Origin of the sequence: Novosphingobium resinovorum, assembly GCF_027922145.1 — a bacterium.
GTDB lineage: Bacteria > Pseudomonadota > Alphaproteobacteria > Sphingomonadales > Sphingomonadaceae > Novosphingobium > Novosphingobium resinovorum.
In genome coordinates this window covers 56,140-79,883 of the sequence record NZ_BSFC01000004.1, presented here as the reverse complement: position 1 = coordinate 79,883, position 23,744 = coordinate 56,140, and the positions used below count along the sequence as shown (strand labels likewise).

23 protein-coding genes are annotated in these 23,744 nt (G+C 61.4%); 14 read left to right on the top strand and 9 right to left on the bottom strand.

Annotation, left to right across the window (positions count from 1 at the left end; genetic code table 11):
• The coding region (locus PKE80_RS03380; RefSeq protein WP_271181272.1) for a hypothetical protein at nucleotides 1-454 on the top strand (454 nt) is incomplete at its 5' end.
• A 341-nt stretch (nucleotides 455-795) separates the two neighbouring features.
• Here PKE80_RS03380 and PKE80_RS03375 read toward each other — a convergent pair.
• Together PKE80_RS03375 and PKE80_RS03370 are read right to left on the bottom strand one after the other, a co-directional pair.
• A complete protein-coding gene (locus PKE80_RS03375; protein ID WP_271181271.1) occupies nucleotides 796-1,440 on the bottom strand; it encodes an outer membrane protein in 645 nt (214 codons plus the stop codon).
• A gap of 600 nt (nucleotides 1,441-2,040) precedes the next feature.
• Nucleotides 2,041-2,451: a hypothetical protein gene (locus PKE80_RS03370; protein ID WP_271181270.1), complete on the bottom strand. Its 411-nt coding sequence runs from the start codon at nucleotides 2,449-2,451 to the stop codon at nucleotides 2,041-2,043.
• 3 nt (nucleotides 2,452-2,454) lie between these two features.
• Between PKE80_RS03370 and PKE80_RS03365 the strand changes: the two genes are divergently transcribed.
• The 4 genes from PKE80_RS03365 to PKE80_RS03350 all read left to right on the top strand — a co-directional run bounded on the left by PKE80_RS03365 (nucleotide 2,455) and on the right by PKE80_RS03350 (nucleotide 3,875).
• Entirely contained in the window at nucleotides 2,455-2,712 is a 258-nt protein-coding gene (locus PKE80_RS03365; protein ID WP_271181269.1) for a hypothetical protein, read from the top strand.
• Nucleotides 2,709-2,987 carry a hypothetical protein gene (locus PKE80_RS03360; protein WP_271181268.1) on the top strand — a complete coding sequence of 93 codons (279 nt, stop codon included), beginning with the start codon at nucleotides 2,709-2,711 and terminating at the stop codon, nucleotides 2,985-2,987. Before PKE80_RS03365 ends, PKE80_RS03360 begins: the two co-directional genes overlap by 4 nt.
• Entirely contained in the window at nucleotides 2,987-3,220 is a 234-nt protein-coding gene (locus tag PKE80_RS03355) for a hypothetical protein (RefSeq protein ID WP_271181267.1), read from the top strand. Before PKE80_RS03360 ends, PKE80_RS03355 begins: the two co-directional genes overlap by 1 nt.
• A gap of 484 nt (nucleotides 3,221-3,704) precedes the next feature.
• Nucleotides 3,705-3,875 (top strand): hypothetical protein, encoded by a 171-nt coding sequence (locus PKE80_RS03350; protein WP_271181266.1) that lies wholly within the window; start codon nucleotides 3,705-3,707, stop codon nucleotides 3,873-3,875.
• Nucleotides 3,876-4,656: 781 nt separating this feature from the next.
• Here the strand turns inward: PKE80_RS03350 and PKE80_RS03345 are convergent.
• Together PKE80_RS03345 and PKE80_RS03340 are read right to left on the bottom strand one after the other, a co-directional pair.
• Entirely contained in the window at nucleotides 4,657-5,061 is a 405-nt protein-coding gene (locus PKE80_RS03345) for a hypothetical protein (protein WP_271181265.1), read from the bottom strand.
• 278 nt (nucleotides 5,062-5,339) lie between these two features.
• Nucleotides 5,340-5,567 carry a hypothetical protein gene (locus tag PKE80_RS03340; protein WP_271181264.1) on the bottom strand — a complete coding sequence of 76 codons (228 nt, stop codon included), beginning with the start codon at nucleotides 5,565-5,567 and terminating at the stop codon, nucleotides 5,340-5,342.
• 134 nt (nucleotides 5,568-5,701) lie between these two features.
• On the opposite strand from PKE80_RS03340, the gene PKE80_RS03335 reads away from it, so the two are divergent.
• Nucleotides 5,702-6,241: an Imm26 family immunity protein gene (locus PKE80_RS03335; protein ID WP_271181263.1), complete on the top strand. Its 540-nt coding sequence runs from the start codon at nucleotides 5,702-5,704 to the stop codon at nucleotides 6,239-6,241.
• Between the two features lie 94 nt (nucleotides 6,242-6,335).
• On the opposite strand, the gene PKE80_RS03330 is transcribed toward PKE80_RS03335, so the two are convergent.
• The gene (locus PKE80_RS03330) at nucleotides 6,336-7,691 is read right to left on the bottom strand and encodes a hypothetical protein (protein WP_271181262.1); all 1,356 of its coding nucleotides are present in this window, start codon (nucleotides 7,689-7,691) and stop codon (nucleotides 6,336-6,338) included.
• Between the two features lie 495 nt (nucleotides 7,692-8,186).
• Between PKE80_RS03330 and PKE80_RS03325 the strand changes: the two genes are divergently transcribed.
• The 6 genes from PKE80_RS03325 (at nucleotide 8,187) to PKE80_RS03300 (ending at nucleotide 15,237) form a co-directional block, all read left to right on the top strand.
• The gene (locus PKE80_RS03325; protein ID WP_271181261.1) at nucleotides 8,187-9,536 is read left to right on the top strand and encodes a glycosyltransferase family 4 protein; all 1,350 of its coding nucleotides are present in this window, start codon (nucleotides 8,187-8,189) and stop codon (nucleotides 9,534-9,536) included.
• A 137-nt stretch (nucleotides 9,537-9,673) separates the two neighbouring features.
• Nucleotides 9,674-11,059 (top strand): oligosaccharide flippase family protein, encoded by a 1,386-nt coding sequence (locus PKE80_RS03320; RefSeq protein WP_271181260.1) that lies wholly within the window; start codon nucleotides 9,674-9,676, stop codon nucleotides 11,057-11,059.
• Nucleotides 11,060-11,235: 176 nt separating this feature from the next.
• Nucleotides 11,236-12,336, top strand: coding sequence for a glycosyltransferase (locus PKE80_RS03315; RefSeq protein WP_271181259.1), 1,101 nt, complete (start codon nucleotides 11,236-11,238; stop codon nucleotides 12,334-12,336).
• A 2-nt stretch (nucleotides 12,337-12,338) separates the two neighbouring features.
• Nucleotides 12,339-13,229, top strand: coding sequence for an NAD-dependent epimerase/dehydratase family protein (locus PKE80_RS03310; RefSeq protein ID WP_271181258.1), 891 nt, complete (start codon nucleotides 12,339-12,341; stop codon nucleotides 13,227-13,229).
• Nucleotides 13,230-13,264: 35 nt separating this feature from the next.
• Nucleotides 13,265-14,815: a hypothetical protein gene (locus PKE80_RS03305; RefSeq protein ID WP_271181257.1), complete on the top strand. Its 1,551-nt coding sequence runs from the start codon at nucleotides 13,265-13,267 to the stop codon at nucleotides 14,813-14,815.
• Nucleotides 14,815-15,237: a GtrA family protein gene (locus PKE80_RS03300; RefSeq protein ID WP_271181256.1), complete on the top strand. Its 423-nt coding sequence runs from the start codon at nucleotides 14,815-14,817 to the stop codon at nucleotides 15,235-15,237. Before PKE80_RS03305 ends, PKE80_RS03300 begins: the two co-directional genes overlap by 1 nt.
• Here PKE80_RS03300 and PKE80_RS03295 read toward each other — a convergent pair.
• Nucleotides 15,218-16,399, bottom strand: coding sequence for a glycosyltransferase family 4 protein (locus PKE80_RS03295; RefSeq protein ID WP_271181255.1), 1,182 nt, complete (start codon nucleotides 16,397-16,399; stop codon nucleotides 15,218-15,220). The genes PKE80_RS03300 and PKE80_RS03295 overlap by 20 nt on opposite strands.
• Nucleotides 16,400-16,678: 279 nt before the next feature.
• Nucleotides 16,679-18,130 (bottom strand): L,D-transpeptidase family protein, encoded by a 1,452-nt coding sequence (locus PKE80_RS03290; protein ID WP_271181254.1) that lies wholly within the window; start codon nucleotides 18,128-18,130, stop codon nucleotides 16,679-16,681.
• A gap of 175 nt (nucleotides 18,131-18,305) precedes the next feature.
• On the opposite strand from PKE80_RS03290, the gene PKE80_RS03285 reads away from it, so the two are divergent.
• Entirely contained in the window at nucleotides 18,306-19,205 is a 900-nt protein-coding gene (locus PKE80_RS03285; protein ID WP_271181253.1) for a DMT family transporter, read from the top strand.
• A 143-nt stretch (nucleotides 19,206-19,348) separates the two neighbouring features.
• Nucleotides 19,349-22,024 carry an aconitate hydratase AcnA gene (gene acnA / locus PKE80_RS03280; protein WP_271181252.1) on the top strand — a complete coding sequence of 892 codons (2,676 nt, stop codon included), beginning with the start codon at nucleotides 19,349-19,351 and terminating at the stop codon, nucleotides 22,022-22,024.
• Nucleotides 22,025-22,108: 84 nt separating this feature from the next.
• Here the strand turns inward: acnA and PKE80_RS03275 are convergent, their stop codons facing one another.
• Together PKE80_RS03275 and PKE80_RS03270 are read right to left on the bottom strand one after the other, a co-directional pair.
• Nucleotides 22,109-22,561: a hypothetical protein gene (locus PKE80_RS03275; protein WP_271181251.1), complete on the bottom strand. Its 453-nt coding sequence runs from the start codon at nucleotides 22,559-22,561 to the stop codon at nucleotides 22,109-22,111.
• 159 nt (nucleotides 22,562-22,720) lie between these two features.
• Entirely contained in the window at nucleotides 22,721-23,674 is a 954-nt protein-coding gene (locus PKE80_RS03270) for an FkbM family methyltransferase (RefSeq protein WP_271181250.1), read from the bottom strand.
• Between the last annotated feature and the right edge of the window lie 70 nt (nucleotides 23,675-23,744).

Genomic DNA, 23,744 nt, shown 5'->3' with positions numbered 1-23,744 from the left:
CACTGGCCTGGTTTTACTCCGCCCCGTGGCCGACTTTTGCGCCGCCGTTGACAAATGTGTGTGGGATGCAACATGGCCAGAGTTCGTCCAGTTCGAAGATAAGCAATTGCAGGAAGATTATGAGGAACTTTCCAGTAGGCGTTTTGCACCAATTGCGATCGAATCGGCAAAAGAAAGCTTAAGAAATAGTGGCTTGCTCGAAAGATTGCCTAACCGGGCCAATTTTACGAGTACGGCAGAGTTCGCAATTGCAATCGAGCATCTTTGTGGCTTCGCGACCAATCAAATTCTGGAGGTGAACGGCGACGAGATTTCAATGGTGCCTCATCACGGATCGCTAAGTGATTCCGATTTCGAGGGTATCGGTTGCGTGTTTTCGGCGTTAACAGCGTCTGGTGAAGGCAAGATTGGAATCATCGGAAACGGTGCGCCTGCAATTTCCGACGAAAAATAGCCCTTCGAACTAAGACTGCAAACCACCCACCTCGGCCATTCAAGAATCCGGGCGGCCGGGTACCAAGCGTCAGATTTTGACCACTCTAGTGTCTGTCCCCAGAGATTATGACTCTTTGATGGGGAAGGCCTTGCGGAGCTTGTCGCGGGCTTTTTCGGTCGTGAACATCCAATTGATCTACGCTCGTTCGGCATTGCGGCGTTGCTCGCTGAAGCACACTTTCGCGGCCCTTGCCGTGGTGTCTTCGGGAAGACCCTCGGAACTAGAGTTGCGCCAAAAGGAAAGGGGCCCGTGCTTTCCGGCACGGGCCCCTCGATGTTGCCTTAGCTCTTCGGCGACGCTTACTTGAAGCGAACGCCAATGCCGCCCATTACGCGCTGGCGGCCGCTATTGCCGTGATAGTTTGAATACACGTACTGTGCGCTCGCGTAGACGGGGAGGCGGCCCTGCGTCAGGGAGAACTCGACGCCGCCGCCGACTTGATAGCCGTCAGCGCGATAGTGATCGTAGACGAGCGTGTTACCGGCCGGCCCCTCGATGCGCTTGCGCTGTTCACCGTTCACGTAGCCTGCCTTCCCGAAGATCAGAACGTCGGGGGTGGCGAGGAAGCCGGCTCGAACAGCAGCGCCCCATTCCTCGAAAGCCTTATGGTCGATGCTGTTTCCATTGGCGAGCGACGTCGTATTCTCGTTGCCCTTGCCGGGCTTCCAGAAGCTGCCCTCAGCGCCAATTACGATGCGCTCTCCGAGAGTGCCGTCGAAGCCCACGGTGCCGCCGTAACCAAACTTATCGTTGTGGTTACCCTCCGACTGGAATCGGTCACCGCCAAAGTTACCTTCCAAGCGGATGCCGCGGAAGCCAGTGCCGTTCTCTGCGACCATCGGGGCGTTCGTCGAAGCGTCGACGCTTGCGTCCTGGGCCATAGCTGGCAGGGATACGATACCCGTTGCAACTGCAGCTGCGAGGGTGAGCGCCTTGATATTCATAGAAACGTCCTTTGGAGTTAGTCAGGTGGCGAATGCCTGACCTGCCCTATGGGTTTCTTTGAAATCCCGGCCGCAGTCGGAACAGCACGCGCCTGTGACGGATTTACAACATCCATATGATCGTCGGCTCTAACCATTTGTCGCGTTGGACAAAGGCCACGCCCGTCCTGACCCTGAGGAACGCCCAAGGGTGGAATTCCGAGCCGGGCCTAGGAATCTGCAGAAATGCGTGGGGGGTACGGATTAGGTTAGACGCCAGACACCCCGCGTATTCCTGCGGCATCCGATAGACAATGTCTAACCGTTGACCGGCCTCACTGAAGCGCCCGCCGAGGGGCTGGTTCTGCTGAAAGTTCTGTAACCGAGGGTTCAGCATCCGAGGCGCAGAGGAGCGGACATGAAAGTCCCGCTGTACGCCTCGAAGCTCGGAGCCATCTTGCTATCCAGCCTGGCCTGCTGGGTGGTCGTCGCAGGAACGACGGCTGCCATTTTCGGCCCGCGACACCTTGAGGGGGCTGCGAGGCACGAGTTCGCGCAGATCCACGAGCATATACACGATCTGGGGGACCGGAAGATCACGACGAAGCACCAAGATAGCGCCTAGCCTTCTCCGCCAGATTCCGATCCGGACTGTGGAACAGACTTCCGGCCGAACGGAAGGACGGGGCTAGAATAGCTGGACGATGTCGTATCATCAGCCAATTCGAGAGGGGGGAACGCGTCGAGGAAACGATGCGCATCCTCAAGGGAGCGCAAATAGAATCCCGTGGTCGCACGGACGCCCAGCGACCGGCCATAGTACTGTGCGAAATCACCTCCCGGCAGGTTATCCTGCAGCCAGTAGATCATGTCGTTGAGCAGGTTTCCGAACCCGCCGTATCCCCTGTTCGGCGCAAAGACCTTCACCCGGATCGGGAACGCAGCATCGTCGATTTTCTGCTGTGGCGTTGACCGGCGGACCATTTCAACGGAAATCCCATATGAGAACAAAAATAGAACGTGTATGGTCACGCCATGATGATTCGCGAAAGGGATTTCACGATGGACATGGAAAATGGCGTGGTACAGTCGATCGCCTTCGGAACTTGGCTGGTCCAGCAAAAGGGTAGAAACGGCTTTGTTGGCGGCTTGGCTGACGCGGCTGCGGCAGATCGGACGTTTCCCCGTTTAGGAGACGTCGCAGCAGCGCGTGAATGGCTGATGCAGCGGCGGGCCAGTGGTGATGATTGGGAGGCGCTGGACGACGCGGAACTGGATTGGGCGTCGCTATGACCGCGCCGATGACAGACGACGCGCTGATCGCACTGGCCGAGCGCCGCTTCGCGCAAGCCGACCGCGATGCCTCAACCCATGAGGATTGCCGCCAGCTGCGCGACATCTTCCCGGCCGTGCTCCAGCGGCTGCGAGAGAAAGTGGAGCTGACCCGCGGCTTAGTGATGATCGAACAAATCGACCTCAATGACGCGGCTGCTGCCGCACGCCTTCTTGATCGATCCACAAAAGCGGAGTCTGACGACCAGATTCAACTATCGCTGGGGCACCTCTGATGTCCGGCGTGCAAATTCGCAGGCCATCGCCCGAAATGCGGACGAAGGAAGCGGAAGGCTGGATCTATGCTGGCGAGTTGACGGCACAGCTTGGCGAACACGCCGCGTGCGTCGTCTGCCATCATATCCAGAGGCTGTCCGGCAGTGATGACGACGAGGCGATGTTCGCGTGGGTCGCGATCTTCAATAAGGTTGCCGTGCTACTTCGCGGACCCGGCGGCTCATTGAATTGAAGGCGCAAACGCAAAAAGGCCGCCCGAAGCCGAAGTCTGGGCGCCCTTTGAGCTTGATTCCCGGGCGGTCGATGATAGCATTCCAACCGCTCTATCGAGCATGGCAGAGCAAATATGCGAAGCCTGACCCCGGTTCGGGGGAGCCGGGGTCTTTTCGTAGAAATGCAGGACGCAACAAGAAGGCCCGGCACCTCGGCAGAGGCCCGGGCCAGTTTGCGTGAGGGGGTCGCTTCCCTCGTGGTTACGGGCCGGATCTAACATCTTGCTTTTCGATTCGGCAACCCGTCATGGGCGCCCGCAGATTGGCAAGATACGAGTCGCCTTTTCACGAATATTAAACGGTTAGCTTTGGCCTCGCGCGGCACAAAGTTTAACAACGCCTTGCCGCACTGGCGGGGCAGGTCATCGGATGCGACATGCTACACGAAACTATCGCTCAGCTGAAAGATTGAGACGCGATCTCAGCAGCTTCCGAGAAGAAACCTTGATCACTCAGCACCAAGCTTACCTGTGGGGCATGAAAGCCGCACGGTCAAAACAGTCGCCGCCCTTCAATCCGTTCTCGAACAGCGCAGCGCGCGCGGCATGGCAGAACGGCTACGCCGCCGAGACGGCTAATTTGCAGGAGATCCGAGCGGCGGCGTTAGAATATTGAGCGCGCAACTGCCCTCTGGGTTTATTCGTACCTGGTTGGAACGACCATGGGGCCGTCTTCGTCGTTCAGTAGCTGAATCTCTAGTTCCCATAGCTCCTGCGGATTGAACCACCGAAACCACCCACGGACCGTCCTCTCCCAGACCTGACAGCAGTTCGTGCAGATGTACTGCCGGCGCCGACCTTCAGCGCTGAGCCGTGTCCGAAAGACCATACATTCGTGAGGGCTTCCTCGCGCTTGGCCTCTTCGTGCCCGAGGTAATATTCACAGAAGGTGGGACAGTCAGACCTGCTGACCGGATACCTGACCTGCCCAGTGACCGAAAAGAAAATTCGTCCACTACCAGGAACTCAGCGGGGGCGCGCGCTGTTGGGCTGCAAACACAAAACGACTTCCAACTGGTGGCCCGATTTCCGCCTTCCCCACCCCCCTCCGGTGTCGGGCCATTACTTTCCGCAATGCAATCCAGACAACCCCGTTCGCTCATAGAAGCGGGATAGGCGCATTCCTGCGGCATGCAGCCGTTCACCCCAGCCCTCCAGGGCGCTGTTGTACCTGTCGCTGGCAGCCGCGTCGCTGAGAATATCGGCAGTTGGCTGGGGCTTTGCCTCGATAGCAACGGCTACGTCCTTCGGGTCAGGAAGGCCGCCACCAGTTTGGCATGCTGCAAGTGCAAAATCGTTATGAGCATAAGTGACCGCATAGTATGTACCTCCTCGACGAGCTGTTCCGCGACTCGTCAGTTTCTGGGGTGTCAGGGCGTCCAGTTCCCCGGCTGCGGTTAGCCCTGACACCTCTTCTGATAGGCCGGAATTTTCGCCAGATCGGACTTGGGGTATGCTTGCCTCATCCGCTGGCAATTAAGCGCGACTGACGTGGGCGGCAGAGTGGCACGTTGTTTCGGCCCCTTGACCGCTTCCGAAGCCGCAGCTTTCGCAATCTCTGTCTCTCGCGCATGATCGGCGATGATGTTCTGGACGGCATCGTCAGCACGCTCCTCCGCGCTGCGCTCGCGAGCGTGGTTGGCAGCGGTTTCGCGTTTCTCCTCGTGCCGCTCGATCACGCGCGCGTTGTGCTGGTGCACTAGCCACCAGAGCAGGCAGATGGTGAGCACGGCGATGGCAACGTACGTTATCGCCCGGTGTAGCCGCTGCGGGACGCCAATGTGCAGAAGTAGCGCCGTCATCGATCTGCGACCAAAACTATCGTCTGATGGCACGGCGCGTTCACAATTTTACAATTTTTTGCGATAAAGCTGACTGAACCGAACGTCGTGCGCACAGCGGGGGCTGCCTTTATGTTGGTCGGGAAATTCAAGTGCCTGCTCGGGCGCCATGCACCTATGCGCAGAGATGTGACGTGGACCGGAATCTCGTACACAGGCGCGTGTCGGCACTGTGGTCGAGACATCCGAAGGATTTCCAAAGGGCAGTGGCGCCGTACGCGAGAGCGGTGAAGCGAGGCTTATCGTTCCTTAGCTCCGACGTTCACCTCGCCACTCTGCGTGCTCGCATCGGCGGTACGGGGGCGGAAGGTGCCCAGCACACCGACGAGTCCGGTGGTCAGGCCGCCGAAGCCCAGCGCCTCGGCATACTTGCCGTTGTAGGCCAGCCATGCCGCGATCGTGGCGAGATAGCAGATGGCGAACAGCAGCAAGGCGAACGCGATGAGGGCGTGGCGGGCGTCGGTCATGCCCAATTCCCCTCATACAGCCTTCGCTCGTCACCGCGGCTGTTCTTGAGGCCGCTTCCGGCTGGAGCATCGCCGAGTGGGCCTCTCACCCACCAGAAAGTGCCGCCTTTGCACGGCGCCCCCCATTGCGGACAATGTCCACTTCTATAAAAACACTCATGTTCAAGGAGGTGGGCGTGGGCCAGAAGGTGATCTTCGGCGATGTTTTTCTCATTACGCTCGACGGCGAACGATACGGCATTGGACAGTTAGCGGGAGATTGGAAGGGCGAACTCTATGTCGTCATTTTTGATAAGGTGGTTTCCTCAAACGCTTCCTCAGCAGACATAGACGACGAGCCGCTGCTATTCGCTGCTGTCTCCCTCGACGCTAACTTACACCACGGAGATTGGCGGATAATCGGCAACCGGGCGTCAAACGTCGAAGCCCTTCCGCAGCCATGGTTCAAGGTGAATGTCGAAGGTCGAACGTTTGTGGAAGCGCGTGACCGCTCAGTGACGCGCCCTGCCGCCGAAGCGGAGGCAGCAAGCCTGCGGCTCCGCACGGTCGTTGCGCCTGTACGTCTAGAGAACGCCATAAAGGCCATTAGCGGTATCTGCGAGTGGCAACCACGCTTCGAAGAGCTTCGTGCTGACTATGCCATATCGAGCGCCGATTTGCTCCAACGTGGATGACCGCTTACCACCCACCTCGGCCATTCAAGAATCCGGGCGGCCCGGTACCAAGCGTCTGATTTTGACCACCGGCGGCCCCACAGGGAAACTGCGGTCAGCATGCAAGTGGTGCCGGGGCAAGCGATGCCCTGGTCACCGGCTGAGCGGGTGATGCCTCTCGCCGCGCCAAGGCGAAAGCACCCGACAAGGCTCCCGATAGCAGCCAGGTCACCGGCGTGAGCGAGGAATTCGGGATCATGTCTATCAAGTTGAAAGACAGCATCAGAGCCAATGCACTCGTTTCGGGAGAGATCCGCGCGCGATATCGAAACAACCCCAGCAGAGGAAAACAGATTAGCCCGAATTGCGTCAGATAGCCGAGCCAGCCCGAATAGCCGAAGGAAATAACCCACGCGCCGTCAGTGATCGAAGCGTCCCTGCCCGTCTCCGGATCGTAGACCCGCGCCCTGCCCCAGCCACCCCATCCAAACCATGGACGCTCGTTGGCTTTGGCCATAAGGTTGTTTTCATTGGTGATACGTGTCTCGAACGAACCCGAGCGCTCCGAACTATATTCGGCGACGGTACGGTTGAACCAGTCGACCGGGACCAGACCTGCCCCTCGCGTGACCGGATAGGTCAGAAAGATTACCGCCACCATAGCGACCAGCACAAGCTGGCGACGAGGCCGCAACAGCATAGCCAGCATCATGATACTGCCAAGCAGCAATGCGCCAAGCGACTTCTGGAACAACAGAATAACCCACAGATACGCTGACAGGATTTGGGGCCGAAAGCCGAATATCCTGATCTGCGCGCCGCGAAGCGCCATGAGCGCCACTGTGCCCATTGCCAGGAACCAGGCGAGGACAAGACCGTGGGAGAGGAACACCGTGGCGCGGAAACCGCCTCCGCGCACCTGCTGCCCGAACAAGGCCGGATGCACGCCGTAGACCCACCGATGAAGCTGAGGGCTCATCTTGAATTCGAGCAAAGTCGGCAGCGAATACAAAAGCATCGCGCTTCCCATCAAGAGCAGGATATTTCGCTGTGATGCCAAACTCGAAAGCGTCCTGACGCCGACGACAATCACTGCTGCAGTGATCGCATTCTCGAACACCACGCCCAGCGCATCGTACATCGTAAGGGCCGGCAGGGGGTTGATCTTCTGGATGACGTCGGAATTTGTCAGCACAGTCAAAACCGGCGAAATCATGAACAGCGCCATGATCAGCATCAGCCCGCGGGGAACAGGCAGTGTCGCCCCCCTGCGGTGGTGGTTGAGATACGTGAGAACGATCCCGAGGGACACCACCGACTGTTTGGACAGATCCGGCAACCCCGGCAGATCGACGTTGATGTTCGAGGGCAGCAACAGGAAGCCAGCAATGCAGCTGGATATGACGGCGCGGTCCAGCGGGAGCGCGCGGAAACCTAATGCGGCGAACCAGGGCCACAGCCACAGGACCACAGTTGAGAAGGCATTAGGAACGACACGTCTCCTGTAAATGCAGGGAATTCGGCACAAGATCAATTTGCGTACCTAGCCCGGGCAGCACCATTCTAGTGACCAAGCGGCCTGAATTGAGGGGGGAAAATCCCTAGCGCCGGCACTTGGCATTTGCCGCTGAGGCAGAAAGCTGCGCATGGCAGCGAACGAACATGCCGCAGGATGGCCGAATTGGCATCCAGCCGGAAAACCATACAAGAAAACGTCTGCCCTTCCCGCATCTCCCGATGCGCATATCATTAAATTCCATAATGATTTGGGGACATTTACTTGCAGCGACAATCACCCGAAACAGAGGGAAGGGGCACTTTCAGATCACGTCGCGTCAGGGGCGGATAGGAGCGCCACGAGAATTATCGAGAAATCGCAATGATCGATCGCACGATCCTAGCGCGTCAGGTGGCAACTCCCGCCCGCAGCAAGAAACGCCGGGCCTCAAAGAGCAAGGTCTGAATTATGCGCTATCGTGTGCTGTTGATCGCAGAAGCGGCCAACCCGGAATGGGTCAGCGTTCCTCTCGTCGGCTGGTCGATAGCAAACGCCCTGCGTTCGGTGGCAGACGTCCATCTAGTCACTCAGGTTCGCAACCGCCCGGCAATCCTGCGCGCGGGGCTGGTCGAAGGTGTAGACTTCACCGCCATCGACAACGAAGCCCTGATGCGGCCGCTATGGGCCGTGGCTGAAAAGCTCAGGGGAGGCGCCGGAAAAGGCTGGACCACCCTCGCCGCGCTCGGCGCGCTGGCGTATCCGCAGTTCGAACGGATGGTATGGGATCGGTTCGGAGACGCGATCACGGCAGGCAGCTTCGATGTGGTGCATCGCGTCACGCCGCTCAGCCCGACGGCAGCCAGTTCGCTCGCCCGTCGATGCTCCCGCGTCGGCGTTCCTTTCGTGGTCGGTCCGATCAATGGCGGAATTCCATGGCCTAAAGGCTTCGACGGCGAGCGTCGCCGCGAAAAGGAATGGTTGTCTTACGTTCGCGGGGCATACCGGATACTGCCCGCCATCCGCCAGACCTGGCACTACGCCTCGGCGGTAGTCGTGGGTTCGGAACATACCGCGACGGAGCTTCCCGCCAGTTCGGCCGGCAAGACCGTCTATGTGCCGGAGAATGCGATCGACCCGGCGCGCTTTTCCGACTGCGGCACTGCCGCACGCTATGATACGCTCAATCTTTGCTTCATCGGTCGCCTTGTCCCTTACAAGGGACCCGACATTGCAATCGAGGCCGCCGCCGATCTTCTTCGGTCCGGGAAAGCCCGCCTTACGATGATCGGCGACGGTCCGATGATGTCCTCCCTGCGCGAACTGGCCGAGCGCCTCGGCGTCGCAAATGCCGTTGATTTCGCCGGATGGGTCGAACATGGCGAGATTCCGCGCCGCGTGGCGGATCACTCGGTATTTCTTTTTCCCAGTGTCCGTGAATTCGGCGGAGGCGCGGTTGTCGAGGCAATGGCGCTCGGACTCGTCCCAATCGTGGTGGATTACGGTGGTCCAGGGGAGATCGTCAGTACCAACACGGGTTTTCGTCTGCAGCTCGGGACCCGTGCCGAACTGCTCTTCAGAGCCCGCTGCGTTCTGCTGGACATCGCCGCAGGAACCCACAACCTGCCCGAAATGGCCGCACGCGGACGCGCCAGGGTCGAAGCGCTCTACACATGGCCCCGCAAGGCCGCGCAACTGGTTGAAGTCTACCGCTGGCTTCGCGGGCAACGCCAGGGGCCCCCAGAGTTCGACTACTTCGATCGACCGGACGCCGCCTTCGCAGCCGTCCCGATTGAAAGCCAGATCAGGGCAGCGGGCTGAGTGTCAGCCGCCAACGACATGGCTCGCCCCGCAGCGCATCGCTCGCGAAGCGGCCGCGCGCACGAACGCATCGCAACGAACGCCTTCGGTCAACCCCGGCTTCAATGGCCGCACGCAATGATCAGGATCGCAGCTGCATGAACCATGCCCAGCTATCAGACGTGCCCGGCGGCTCCATTCCCGCCGGCCCTGTTCTCCTCGGTCGCATCAGGAACCTGCTGCTGCGGGACACCAACATCGTTGTCATCTCGGTCGTCCTGAACAATCTCATGAGGGCGGTCAGCAGCGTCCTCCTGACTCGCCTGCTGGTTCCGGAGGTGTTCGGCATCACCGGCATCATCAGTTCGATCGCATTCACCGTCGGCATGATGTCCGATCTCGGCTTTCAGGGCTTCGTGATACGCCATCCCGATGGCGACAAACCGCGCTTCCTCGACACCATCTGGACGATGCAGGTGCTGCGTTCGGTCATGGTGACCGTGGCAATCCTGGCGGCAGCGCCCGCCATCGCCGCCTTGCTGGGCAAGCACGATCTCGAGATCGTCATCATCGTCTCGACGCTGTCTTTCCTGATCGACGGCGTGGCTTCCATCACCATGCTCACGGCGCTGCGTCATCGCATGATCCTGCGGTTGTCCCTGCTGGAACTGGCGGTTCTGACGCTCCAGGTGCTGCTGTCGGTCGTGTTCGCATATTTCTGGCGCAGTTACTGGGCCATCCTTGCCGCCGGGATGATCAGCAGCGCTTTCAAGACATTGCTAAGCTATCTGGTGTTCTCGAATTCGCTGCGGAGACCTGCCCTCGACCGCGGGTACATCAAGGATCTCTGGGGTTTTGCCCGGTTCGTGACAGGATCCAGCATCATCACTCTGTTCCTGCTGCAGGGCGACAAGCTGGTTTTGGCGCGCCTGATGCCGCTCGATCAGTTCGGCATCTATATGCTGGCGGTAAATCTTGCGGGAGCGCCCTTGGCGTTCGCCTGGGGCTATGCGAGCCGCGTGCTCTCTCCCTATTATGCGCAGGCCTGGCGCGACGGGATGCCCGACCTGCGGGGCCTGTTCTATGCCAAGCGCCGCCTTCCCTCGCTGCTCTACAGCTTCGCCGCAGGCGGACTGATCGGAAGCGCGCCGTTGATCATCGCCATACTCTATGACCCGCGTTACGCCGATGCGGCCATCTATCTCCAACTGCTGTCCATCTCGTCCCTGCTGGCCTTGCCTTCCAACAGCGCAAACGAAGCGCTTACGGCCACGGGCTACGTCTCCCTCATGTTCCAGTCCAACGTGACGAAGTTCATCGGCATCCTCATCGCGGGCCTCATCGGGTTCAATGTGTGGGGCGTACTGGGCCTTGTCACCGCCGTGGGCCTGATCGAGATTCCGCCGCTCATCTTCAAATGGTTCCGGTTGCGCCAAGTGGGCCTGCTAGACCTGCGCAAGGAACTGTTGTTCCTTGCTGCCAGCATCCCGGGCGTGGCCATCGGCGCTGCCGGCGACTGGCTGCTCCGGCCGATGTTTGCCTGAAAGCGGAATGTCTCGCGTGTTCTTGCCGATCCTGTTCGAGCCGATGCGACATCGCGCTTCACGAACACTGCGGCAATATGGGGAAGGGAGCACACCCCTCCGATTATTGCTAATGACCCCTGCCAATTGTGTGCCGAGTTCATTCCCCGATACTGGAGCAGTCCGAAAAACTCCGGGTGGAGAAGGCGTTGAATACTCTTGCTCGCACCTCAAGTTACTGGGAAGCTGCCAGTCCATCGCCGCTTGCAACGGTAAGCATCGTTGTGCCGGTCTATGCCGGAGCCGCCTATCTGCGCGCGCTTGTTTCCGCACTCGATGCGCTGCGGCTCGAATGGCAAGAACACGGCGCTCCGCTCATCCTCGCCGAGGCGATTTTCGTCGACGACGCTGCCATTGACGCATCCGGTCCCCTGCTCGACGAACTGGGCCGCTCGCATCCGTGGGTCGTGCCAATCCATCTCTCCCGCAATTTCGGGCAGCACCCCGCCACCATCGTCGGAATACTTCACAGCTCGGGCGACTGGGTCGTCACGATGGACGAGGATCTGCAGCACCGGTGCGAGGCCATACCGGCGCTTCTGCGCGAAGCCGTCACCGCCCAACTGGACATCGTCTATGCAAAGCCGGCCTCGGCGGTGCATGAAGCCGCCATCCGGGATGGCTCCTCCCGCAGCTTCAAACGCGCCATGCAGTGGCTTACCGACAACCCGAACCTGACAAGCTTCAACAGCTTTCGCCTGATGCGCGGATCGATTGCGCGCGCCGCAGCCAGCGTCTGCTCGCACGACACATACCTCGACATAACCTTGTGCTGGTTTACCCAGAGGATCGGCACTCTGGCCGTCGAGATGAAAGACGAACGGTTCATCCGCACCGGGCGATCGGGCTATAGCCTGAAGTCTCTCTTCGCGCACGCTTGGCGAATGATATTCTCGAGCCAGATCAAGATCCTGCGCCTTGGCGCCATCGCCGGCTTCGCCGTCGTAGGCATCTCGATCCTCGCCGCGGTCTATTTCATCTGCCTCAAGCTTCTCTATCCCGAACAGATCCAGGTCCATGGGTGGACGTCGCTGTTCCTCGCCGTAACCTTCTTTGGTGGCCTTTCCATCTTCATGCTCGGGATCTCGCTCCAGTATCTGTCGTCGCTGGTGCTCAAAGCTCATGGAAAACCGACGTATTTCACAATCGATAGGTCAGGTGACGCGGCGACTTGCGAGTGGTTTGCGGCCCGGCACGAGGGCGCGCAAAGCACGGCTCGCTCCATTGCCGCCGCATGAGAATGCTGCGCATCCGCGGTGAGGAACGCCTCACGGTTCTCCTCTTCGGCCTCGGCCTCATCGGAGAAACCCTGGACCGCGCCTTGCGGCTGCGCTTCTCGGCCTCCGTCCAGGAATACCCGTATGACTGGTACGACGGCGAAACGAGGCAAGACCAGCGGGCCGCGATCGTGGCGGCTCTGGGAGATGCGACACGTATCGCGGTGGTGTGGTCGGGCGGGATCAGCGGGTTCGGTTCTTCCCGCGAGGAGATGCTCGCGGAAGGCGAAATTCTTGGCGAACTGATCGACTGGGCGCAGAGATTGCAGACCCGATACCAGGTGGATTTTCACCTGATCAGTTCGGCGGGGGGGCTGTTCGAAGGCCAGACCCACTGTACTGCCGCCAGCAGACCCCGTCCGCTGCGCCCTTACGGCGAGGGCAAACTGTATCAGGAAGAGCGGCTACTGTCCGCGCACTTCCGGCGGCGCCATATCTACCGCCCCAGTTCCGTTTACGGCGGTGGGCGCTCGAAACGGCTGGGACTGGCAACGGCGCTCGCCGCCAATGCTCTGACCGGCAAGACCACCCGGATCATGGGAAACCCCGCCACCTTGCGCGATTATGTGCTTTCGGACGACATCGGCAGGTTCATGGCACGGCGCGTCGTGAACCCCGGCCCTGCCGACGAGATCATGACGATGGCAAGCGGCCGCCCCTCCTCCGTTGGCGAAATGGTCGAACTGGTCAGGGCAAAACTCGCCCTGCCGATGCTGGTGCAATTCGACCCTCACCCATCAAATGCCCGGCACATGAGCTTCCTGCCTTCATCGCTGCCGTTCGACTGGCAACCGACCGCCCTGGAATGCGGCATCGCGGAGTTGGTGAACGCGGTGCGCAAGAGGCTTAGCTGAGAGAGGCGGACATGGCTGACCACGTCGAGAACCCCTTGCGCGCGCACCGGCCGCTGCTGGCGATCTGGCTGCTGTCGATCCCGATTCTGGGGCTGCTCTATATAAAGATCGCCCCGTCTCCGGATCAGGCTCAGTTCAACTACATGGCGTGGATGGCGACCAAAGGCTATCCCTTCTATGCGGGCAGCTTCGACATGAATTGGCCGGGCGGGATGATCCTGCACAAAATCGCCGTTCAACTGTTCGGGCCCAGCGCGGAAGCATGGCACCTGTTCGACTTCATCCTGATGCAACTGGTCACCGTGATGGCGGCCCTGTTCCTGCACCGGGCCAGATTTACGCTCGCCCCCTTCGTAACCCTCGCGCTCTACCCCGCAATCTATGTGACTGCGGGTGGCTGGATGGCGGGACAGCGCGACATCATTGCAGTGGGAGTACTGATTGCCGCCTGCAGCATGATGCTGGCCCCGCGCTCGCAGGAACTGCGATCGATGGCCCTGACAGGTGCACTGGTCGCGATGGCGGTGCTGATCCGCCCGACCTATGTTTCGTTTCTGGCTGGCCTCGCCTTGCTGGAACTACTGCCGGCCCAGTGGACAAGGCTGACGCGTCGTACCGGCCCTATCGCGCGCGTCGGCACCCTCGTGCTGACGTTCTGCCTCGTGATCGCGGCGATAGCCACTGCCGGAGCATGGATCGGCAACCTTGACGATTTCTATCAGCAGACCGTCTCCTTCACGCTGTCTGCCTACATGGGAAGCCCGGCGCGGAACATGACCAAAACCGTGACGGACCTGCTGCTTGGCGCCTATCATTGGGTCTTCGCCCTCGGGCTGACCGGGCTGGGACTGTGGATATGGCGCAGCCGAAGGCTCGAGTACCCCCTGCTCCTCCTGCTGGGCCTTACCGCAGCCATAGCGCTATCCTATACGGTGCAGCACAAGGGCTTTGGCTATCATCTGGGCGGAGTACTGCCGATTCTGGTCATGCTGACCGCCATCGCCTTCGATGAGGTCCGGCGCTTCATCAGCGAGCCGAGCCGGACGGCTCCCGGAAGACGGCTTGGCAGCGCTGTTCTTGCAGGCATGGCGCTGCTCACGCTCACCGGAACGGGAGCGAAACTGATCCACCATCGCGAACAGTTCCTCGATCTGCGCAACGGCCTTGCGCCGCTAGGCACTTATAGCAACCTGACCGAAGCTGAGCAGTTACGGCTCGTCGAGATCATCCGCAGCCGCACGTCGCCGGACGAACGCGTCGTTCTTTACGGCACCGCCTATCAGATACCTTACCTCGCCCAGCGCCTGCCTCCGTATCGCTTCATCAATCCCGCAGTCGAGCAGATTTCGCCGGACTTTGCCTATTACGCAGCATGGACCAAGGAGGCCGAGGACGGCCTCCGGATCAGCAGGCCGAAGCTGATCCTGGTGATGGAGGATGCCCTAGGCGAGAACCCCGAAGCGGCTCGACGTACGAGGACAGACGGACGCCCCATCTTCAACGCCATCAAGAGCTACATGGGCGATGACTACCGGATCGCTTACGAGGGGCCGTTCGGGGTGCTTTATGAAAGGACCGTCACCTGATGCGTTCGGAACTAGGAAGGGCTCTGCGGTTCATCGCGGTAGGCCTTTCATCCACCGCCTTCTATCTGGCTGCCCTGTGGGCCCTTGGGCGGTGGATACATAGCCTGATCATCCTGACCGCGCTTTGTTACCTGCTCAGCATGGCCTGCAACTTTGTCCTGCAAAGTACTTTCACATTCCGCGCAGGGCCGCCGACCAGACACGCCCTGCTACGCTTCGGCACGATGCATCTCCTGGCAATGGCGGGCAATTCGGGGCTGATGTATCTGCTGGTGTCGGACCTGCGGATCCCGCTGTTCGGGGCTCAGGTCGCGGTGACGGGCGTGATCTCGGTCTGCATTTTCATAGTCTCGAAAACATGGGTCTATCGCCCGGTTGGCCCATCCCTGAAAACGACCGTTCTCAATTCCGGATACAAGTGACGAGGTCCGCCGCAGAAACGGAAGTCAGGAAATTGGCATGGGCATGCGCCTGCCCGGCGCCCCCCACCCGCTCGCGGATTTCCGGGCGCTCGGCAAGCTGTGCGAGAATGTCGGCCAGGGCCGCCTCATCGCCCTGAGTGAAGAGAAACCCTGTTTCCTCATGCCGGATCATTTCCTGGGTGCCGCCGATAATGGAACACACGACGGGAATACCGACACTCATCGCCTCCATGACCGCCACCGGCGCCGCCTCGCCGAACCCCACGCTCGGCAGGACGAAGGCATCGTAGACCGCCAGAGACTTGCCGATATTGTCGTTGGCGACAGGCCCGATCATCCTCACCTGATCTTCCAGGCCAGCCTGGCCGATTGCGATTTCTATGTCCCTCGCGAAATCGCCGTCGCCGATGATGTCGTACTGAACCAGGATGCCTCTTTCCCGGAGCGCGCGCACCGCTTCAATCGCATGTCTGTGCCCCTTCATCGGGTTGAGCCGCGCGACGGTGACGATCTTCAATACGCGCGGCGCGCTCCAGTCCGTTCCCTTGCGGCTGTCGGGATCCAGCTCGATGCCCATCCGGATCAGCTTGGGCTCCTCCGTAAGGCCCGGAACGTGTTCCCGGACCTGACCGCAAAGCGCATCGGTGACGCAGGCGACGAATTTCGCGTTTTCGAACTTGAAGCCATGCCCGCGGCCGTAAATGGCAAGATCGCCATGGAGCGAGAGGCTGAACGACGGCCCGCCGGACAATCTGCAGAACGCCAGAACATAGCCGGCGTCAGCGCAGCTGTGACCGTGAATATGATCGATCTTCTGGCGGCGGCAAAGGAACCTCAGTCGCGTGCCGATCACGGCGAGCATCGCCAGCTTGAGCCAGGATTCCTGCTCGTTCCGCAGTCGCCGCACATCATGGCGAACCAGGACTTTCAGGGAAAGGAAAACTGCGATGATCCAGTAAAGCGCGTCCCGGACCCGAAAGTCGGCCAGATAGAGCGTCCTATCCGCCGCCATCCTCGAGAAGGCATGGCTCACATTGCATTTCGGACGCCGGGTCGAGAAGATCGTGACCACTTCCCCTGACTTCTCGATGTGCAGGATTTCACGCCAGAAGAACCCGTGAGTCTGCCCAGGAAACTCCGGAACAAGATATCCAATGTTCACCAGGACCTCTCAGGATGACAACAAATCCACCGGTGCCGGCGCGCGGCCATGCCGACGCGACTTCCCCAGCTTGGGTGTCTATGTGTCATCGCATTCCCGCCGACGCCATTCCGGGGACCAAGCAACGGAAATCGTGGAGGGGCGATCCTTAATGAAAATGCCGTGGCAGATGACGGCTTGCAGGAAGCTGCGCGGCTCAACCTGAAGGGTGACCCCGGGCCTTCGCCCGAGGCAGTTGCTCACTCAGGTCTCTGCCTTCCTTCCGACGAGCCGACCCATTTACAGCGGGTTATCCAGCTGGATGATCGCCTCGTCGCTGGCGCGCTGGGTGGTCTTAAGCTGGCGCGCGGCCTTGAAGCTGGAGAGCACCGGCGCGTCGCGCTCGTAGATGTCGTTGAACGCCTGGAGCGTGCCGTCGATCGAGCGAGCGAAAGTGAAGTAGGTGAGATAGACCGGGAAAGTCCGGGTCATCGCCACTTTCTTGTACTCGCCCGCGCGCGACAGTTCGGCGGCATCGGTGCTGGACATGCCGGCGCCGAGAATCGCCATCGTCATGCCCAGTTCCACCGCACGCTCGGTGCGGATGCAACCATGGCTGAAGGCGCGCACATCGGAGTTGAAGTAGGACTTGGCGGGCGTGTCATGCAGGTAGATCGCATGCGGGTTGGGCATGTCGATCTTCATGAGGCCAAGCGCATTGCTGGGGCCGGGCTGCTGGACGACGGTGATCATCCCGTTCTCGGCCTTATAGCCCTTGTAGCCGTTGTTGGCGGCCCACTTCGGGTTGTTCATGACCTTGGCGCCCAGCCCCTCGCCCTTTACGATCGACTGCGGCACCGTCCAGGTCGGGTTGAAGACCACCGCGCTGACCGTCTCGGCCAGCTGCGGGGTTGCGGTACGACCAGGCTTGCCCACCACCGTCTTGTACGTGCGCAGGATCTTGTTCTTGACCACCAGGCGCAGCTGGAATTCCGGCACATTGGTCATCAGGTAGACGGTCCCGAGATCGCGGGCGAGCCAGCGCCAGCGGTCCATGTTGGCCTGGATCAGCGCGCGGCGATCCTTCTGCGCCATCGGCGTGGCGTTGAGCGCATCCTTGAGCGCGGCATAATCCGGGTTGGTCGGCGCGAGCTTGGCGACGACGCCGGCAACGTCGTGATCGGACAGCGCCTGCGCCATGATCTGCTGGGTGGGCATGGAATCCTGGTCGGGATCGACCGCGAACCACTGGACGCGCGCGGGCATCGGCGTGCGGCCATCGCGCAAGTCCTCGATCAGCCAGGCGAAGACGCGGCTGGCGAGCGCGTCGAGCGCATCGCCCTCACCCTTGGCGATGGCGGCCTTGAGCGCGGCGGGCTGGTAGTCGGCGGGGATCAGGCCTTCCTTGCCGATGTAGCCGATCGTGGAGAGCAGCGCCTGCGCATCAGACACCGTCCAGGGCATGACGGGCTCGGCCAGCGTCACTTCCTGCACGATAGGGGAGGAGACGGTCGGCGCCTGCACCGGCACGGCGCCCGGGGCAGACGAGGGCTGCGCGGTCGGGACCGCTGCGGGACGCACCGGCCTCGCGGTCGCAGGAGCCGTCGGTGTCGGCGTCGCGATCGTCGGCGGGAGCAGGTCCTCGGGCAACTTCTCGGTCTTGATTTTCTGCGCCTGAACCGGCTGCACGCCGACAGCCAGAAGCGTCAGCGCCGAGACGACGCTGGAACCGAAGCGCTTGAAACTCACCATATTGCCTTGAAACCTGCCCGATGGAGACCTTGGGGGGAAGACGCGCGGCGCTCTCCAAGGTTGCCGCCACGCCGCATAGATGTGCCCGTTTACGCGCCATTCTTCAAGGATGCGACATGTCCCGGCGATGAATTGCTTGCGCACAACCTTGCGCCGGGCGAGAGGCGCAGGCGTCATGCCTGCCGCTTCCACCCCCAACCCGCCTGGTTTGCCCGTGCTTGCCCCGGTCCTGGCCGTGGTCGCCGGGATCGCCGCATTCAGCATCATGGATGCCGCGATGAAGGCCGCTTCGCTGGTTCTCGGCGTCGGCACGGCGCTGCTCCTGCGCAACCTTTTCGGGACGCTGCTGACAGTCCCGCTGTGGTTGGTCAAAGGCCGTCCTACCCCGACCCGCAAAGTGGCACTGTTCCACTTCCAGCGCTCGTGCGTCACCTCGGTGATGGCGGCGCTGTTCTTCTACGGCCTTGTGCGCATCCCGATGGCCGAGGGCATGGCGATCTCGTTCTTTGCGCCGATCATCGCGCTCTATTTCGCGGCGCTGCTGCTGGGCGAAACGATCCGCCCGCGCGCCGTCTTCGCCGCCCTGCTCGGCCTTGTCGGCATGGTGGTGATCGGCGCCGACCGCTTCGGAGCCGGGCAGTACGGGACCGAAGCGGTCAAGGGCACCGCCGCGATCGTGCTCTCCGCCGTGTTCTATGCGCTCAATCTGGTGATGCAGCGCAAGCAGGCCCTGTTGGCCGGGCCGGTCGAGATCGCTCTGTTCCAGAACCTGGGCGTCACGGTGCTGTTTGCCCTGTTCGCCCCGTTCTACTGGACCATGCCCGATGCCGCGAGCCTTGCATGGACGCTGCTCGGCGCCGCGCTCGCCACCACCGCGCTGCTGTTCCTGTCCTGGGGCTATGCGCGGGCCGAGGCGCAGGTGCTGGTGCCGGTCGAGTACACCGGGTTTCTCTGGGCCGCGCTCATGGGCTGGATGGTGTTCGGCGAACGCCCCGGACCCGGGATCGTCGCAGGTGCGGCATTGATCGTGACGGGTTGCTGGATCGGCACGCGGCCCGCCCAAAACAACACCTAAGTCTAGCCCCGCGCGCCCTTGACCTTAGGCCGCCGAGAGCCCACGTCCGGGACTAGAGATTTCCGCCTGTCGCACTGCAACACGACGCAGCAAATCGTGTTGTCCCCGAGGCAGGCTCTACACAAAAGGGGATAAAGCCCACCATGACACAGGTCGGACAGGACTCGCTCGGCACCCGCAGCACCATGACCGTCGGCGGCAAGACCGTCGCTTACTACTCGCTAGCCAAGGCATCCGAGAAACTGGGCGATGTTTCCCGCCTCCCCTTCTCGATGAAGGTGCTGCTCGAGAACCTGCTGCGCTTCGAGGACGGCGGCTTCACCGTCGGCACCGAGCATATTCAGGCCGTGGTGGACTGGCAGAAGAACCCCGTCACCGGCGAGGAAATCCAGTACCGCCCGGCCCGCGTTCTCCTCCAGGACTTCACCGGCGTCCCCTGCGTGGTCGATCTTGCCGCCATGCGCGATGCGATCGCCAAGCTCGGCGGCGACACCAGCAAGATCAACCCGCTGGTCCCGGTGAACCTCGTCATCGACCACTCGGTCATGGTCGATGAATTCGGCCACCCCAAGGCCTTCGAAGAGAACATGGAGATCGAGTACGCCCGCAACATGGAGCGCTACGACTTCCTCAAGTGGGGCTCCAAGTCGCTCTCCAACTTCTATGCGGTGCCGCCGGGCACCGGCATCTGCCATCAGGTCAATCTGGAGAACATCGCGAAGACCGTGTGGTCGAGCGAGGATCAGAACGGCGACCTCGTCGCCTATCCCGATACCTGCGTCGGAACCGACAGCCACACCACCATGGTCAACGGCCTCGGCGTCCTTGGCTGGGGCGTCGGCGGGATCGAGGCCGAGGCGGCGATGCTTGGGCAGCCGGTTTCGATGCTCATCCCCGAAGTCGTCGGCTTCAAGTTCGTGGGCGAGCTGAAGGAAGGCGTCACCGCCACCGACCTCGTGCTCACCTGCACCTCGATGCTGCGCAAGCACGGCGTCGTCGGCCGCTTCGTCGAGTACTTCGGCCCCGGCCTTGCCTCGCTCAGCCTCGCCGACCGCGCGACGCTCGCCAACATGGCCCCCGAATACGGCGCGACCTGCGGCTTCTTCGGGATCGACGACAAGACGCTCGACTACCTGCGCCTGACCGGCCGCGAGGAAGAGCAGATCGCCCTCGTCGAGGCCTATGCCAAGGAGCAGGGCTTCTGGATGGAGCCGGGCGCGCCCGACCCGATCTTCTCCTCGACGCTGGAGCTGGACCTGTCGACCGTCGTGCCCTCGCTGGCAGGGCCGAAGCGCCCGCAGGACTGGGTCGCGCTTCCCGAAGTGGACGACGTTTTCAACGCCGACATGGCCGCGACGTACAAGAAGACCCCGCAGCGCGTCCCCGTCGAAGGCAAGGACTTCGACATCGGTGACGGCGACGTCATGATCGCGGCGATCACCAGCTGCACCAACACCTCGAACCCGAGCGTGCTGGTGGCCGCCGGTCTCGTCGCCAAGAAGGCGGACGAGCTGGGCCTGAAGCCCAAGCCTTGGGTCAAGACCAGCCTCGCGCCGGGATCGCAGGTCGTCACCGACTATCTCAACAAGGCAGGGCTACAGGCGCACCTCGACAACATCGGCTTCAACCTCGTCGGTTACGGCTGCACCACCTGCATCGGCAACTCCGGCCCGCTGGCCGAACCGATCAGCAAGGCGATCAACGACAACGGCCTCGTCGCCAGCGCGGTGATCTCGGGCAACCGCAACTTCGAGGGCCGCGTCTCGCCCGACGTGCGCGCCAACTTCCTCGCCTCGCCGCCGCTCGTCGTCGCCTATGCGCTGAAGGGCACCGTGGCGGAGGACTTCCTCACCACCCCCATCGGCAAGAGCAAGGACGGCGTGGACGTGTTCCTCAAGGACATCTGGCCGACCAACCTCGAAGTCGCCGAGACGATGACCGCTGCCGTCGACCGCCAGATGTTCCAGGCCCGCTACGCCGACGTCTACAAGGGCGACAAGCACTGGCAGGCGATCAATGTGGTCGGCTCGGAAACCTACCAGTGGCGCGCCGGGTCCACCTACGTCGCCAACCCGCCCTACTTCGATGGGCTAGAGATGACCCCGGCGCCGGTGACCGATATCATCGAGGCGAAACCGCTGCTGATCCTGGGCGATTCGATCACCACCGACCATATCTCTCCGGCCGGCTCGATCAAGGCCGACAGCCCGGCGGGTAAGTGGCTGATGGAGCACCAGGTCGCCAAGGCGGACTTCAACTCCTACGGCTCGCGCCGCGGCCACCACGAAGTGATGATGCGCGGCACGTTTGCCAACATCCGCATCCGCAACGAGATGGTCCCCGGCATCGAAGGCGGCATGAGCCGCTTTGGCGAGGAGCCCGGCGCGGTCTACGACGTCGCGCAGAAGTACAAGGCGCAAGGCACCCCGCTGGTGGTGATCGCCGGCAAGGAGTACGGCACCGGCTCCTCGCGCGACTGGGCGGCCAAGGGCACCAACCTGCTGGGCGTGCGCGCGGTCATCGTCGAAAGCTTCGAGCGCATCCACCGCTCCAACCTCGTCGGCATGGGCGTGCTGCCGCTGCAGTTCAAGGAGGGCGACAGCCGCCACTCGCTGGCGCTGAATGGCGACTGCGCCTTCACCATCAAGGGCGTGGCCACCCTGAAGCCGGGTCAGGACGTGGACGTCGAGGTGACCCGTCCGGATGGCACGCAGTTCACCTTCACCGCGCTGTGCCGCATCGATACCGCCAACGAGGTCGAATACTTCAACAACGGCGGCATCCTGCAGTACGTGCTGCGCAACCTCGCCGCGAGCTGATCCGGCGCGGCGCGTCGGATGCCGAAACGAAAACCCCGCCTGGCGCGATCCAGGCGGGGTTTTTTTATGCTGCCTCGCGGCACCTCAAAAATAGATATCGATGTAATCCGTCAGGCTGTCACACCATTCGAATTCGCGCAGCCGGTAATACCTGCGATTCTGTGTTATCGCAAAATGCCAGATCTTCGTCTTATCGCACTGGCGTCCGGCATCGGGCGTATCGGTGATGGCGATGCGGCCCTCGAAAGTGAAATAGTCTGCGCCAATCTCGGAGATGGTGCCGTCGAGGAACAGACGCCCCGCCCCGCCCGCTTCGGCCTGTGCACCGCGCAGCTTCCAGACGCCATCGTCCTGCCGCACCACTGCCGTGCCGCGCGTGTTCCAGTCGATCCACTGCAGCGCCAGTCCCTTGTTCGCCGCTAACCGCTGCGCGCTCTTCGCGTCGAGGATGCGGGTGGGCTGCGGGGTACTTTGAGCGGAAATGGACGGACCGAGCGGGATCAGCAGGCCAGCGAGCAGAAGGGAGCGAATACGCATCGCCTGACATTACGGGGCTCGGCGCCGACATGGAAGACCTTGCGCTTGCACGCTTGGCCACGGGCGGTTCGTCGCAAGTCAATCCCGTCCGGCATTCGGGATCAGAGGTGCACGAAGCGGCCGCTCGCGCCGATCACAAGGCACGCATCCTCGCATCAGTTACACAGGATGGGCAACATAGTCGCTTCCGAGAAAAGCGCCCGGATTGTCGAGATCGAAAGCATCGATCGGCGATTCCTCGCCCGCAAGGTCGATCTGGTAAATCCGGTATCCTGAATCCCGAAAGAACTGGAAAATTGCTGCCGCCTTCGCGCGATTGGCCGCGGCAACATCCTTATCGATGGCTTCCCGATCGTCGCCCATGTAATTCGGCAATACCTCAAAGAAGCAGATCGGCCGGGCGCGTGCGATCGTTTCGGACAAGCCCCGGAATACGCTCAGTTCGGCACCTTCGACATCGACCTTGATAATGGCCGGCGCGAGCACGTTCAGATCCTGCAACGCCCCGTCCCCTTTGCGCGCCGGAACGAATTGGGGCGGCACTGTGTCAACATACCGAGCCCTCGATTGCACATCGAGCGTCCCCATTTCATCGTAAGACCCCTCCGCGTAGAACGGCAGGAGGCAATCACTGTCGCTGAGCGCAACGCCGACCACCGTCGCGTTACGAAGGGCGTTGTCCTTGATGAATAGCTGAGCGAGCGCGCAACATGCAGACTGCGGCTCGAAGCCGACATACTCTCTGTCCGCGTCGATCGACAGGATGCGCAGCAACGTCTGCCCCTTGTTCACTCCGACATCAACGATCGGTCCAGCCCGCGAAGCCATCGCAGCGCCCAGTGGCTTGGCAAGGTACGGCTCGTGCCCCATGTCGACGGCAAACTGGCTTGGAAGGTAGCCCTTCACGCGGTAGCGACGGGTACCAATGGAAACCTGACTGCCGAGTTCCCGAGCAAGACGCGCAAAGTGAAAACGCAAGCTTTGCAACTTCATCAGCTCTGGCCCCGGGAAATTGTTCATCCGGCTCGCTGGATACCAGCCCTGAAAATAACCGGGTATTGGGACAATCAACCACGCTGTTACTGCCGTTTTGCGACCGTAGCGCGGACTCATCACATGATCACCAGTGCGTATAGTGGTGACATGATACTTGGCGATGATGACCGTTGTCGTAAATCGGATG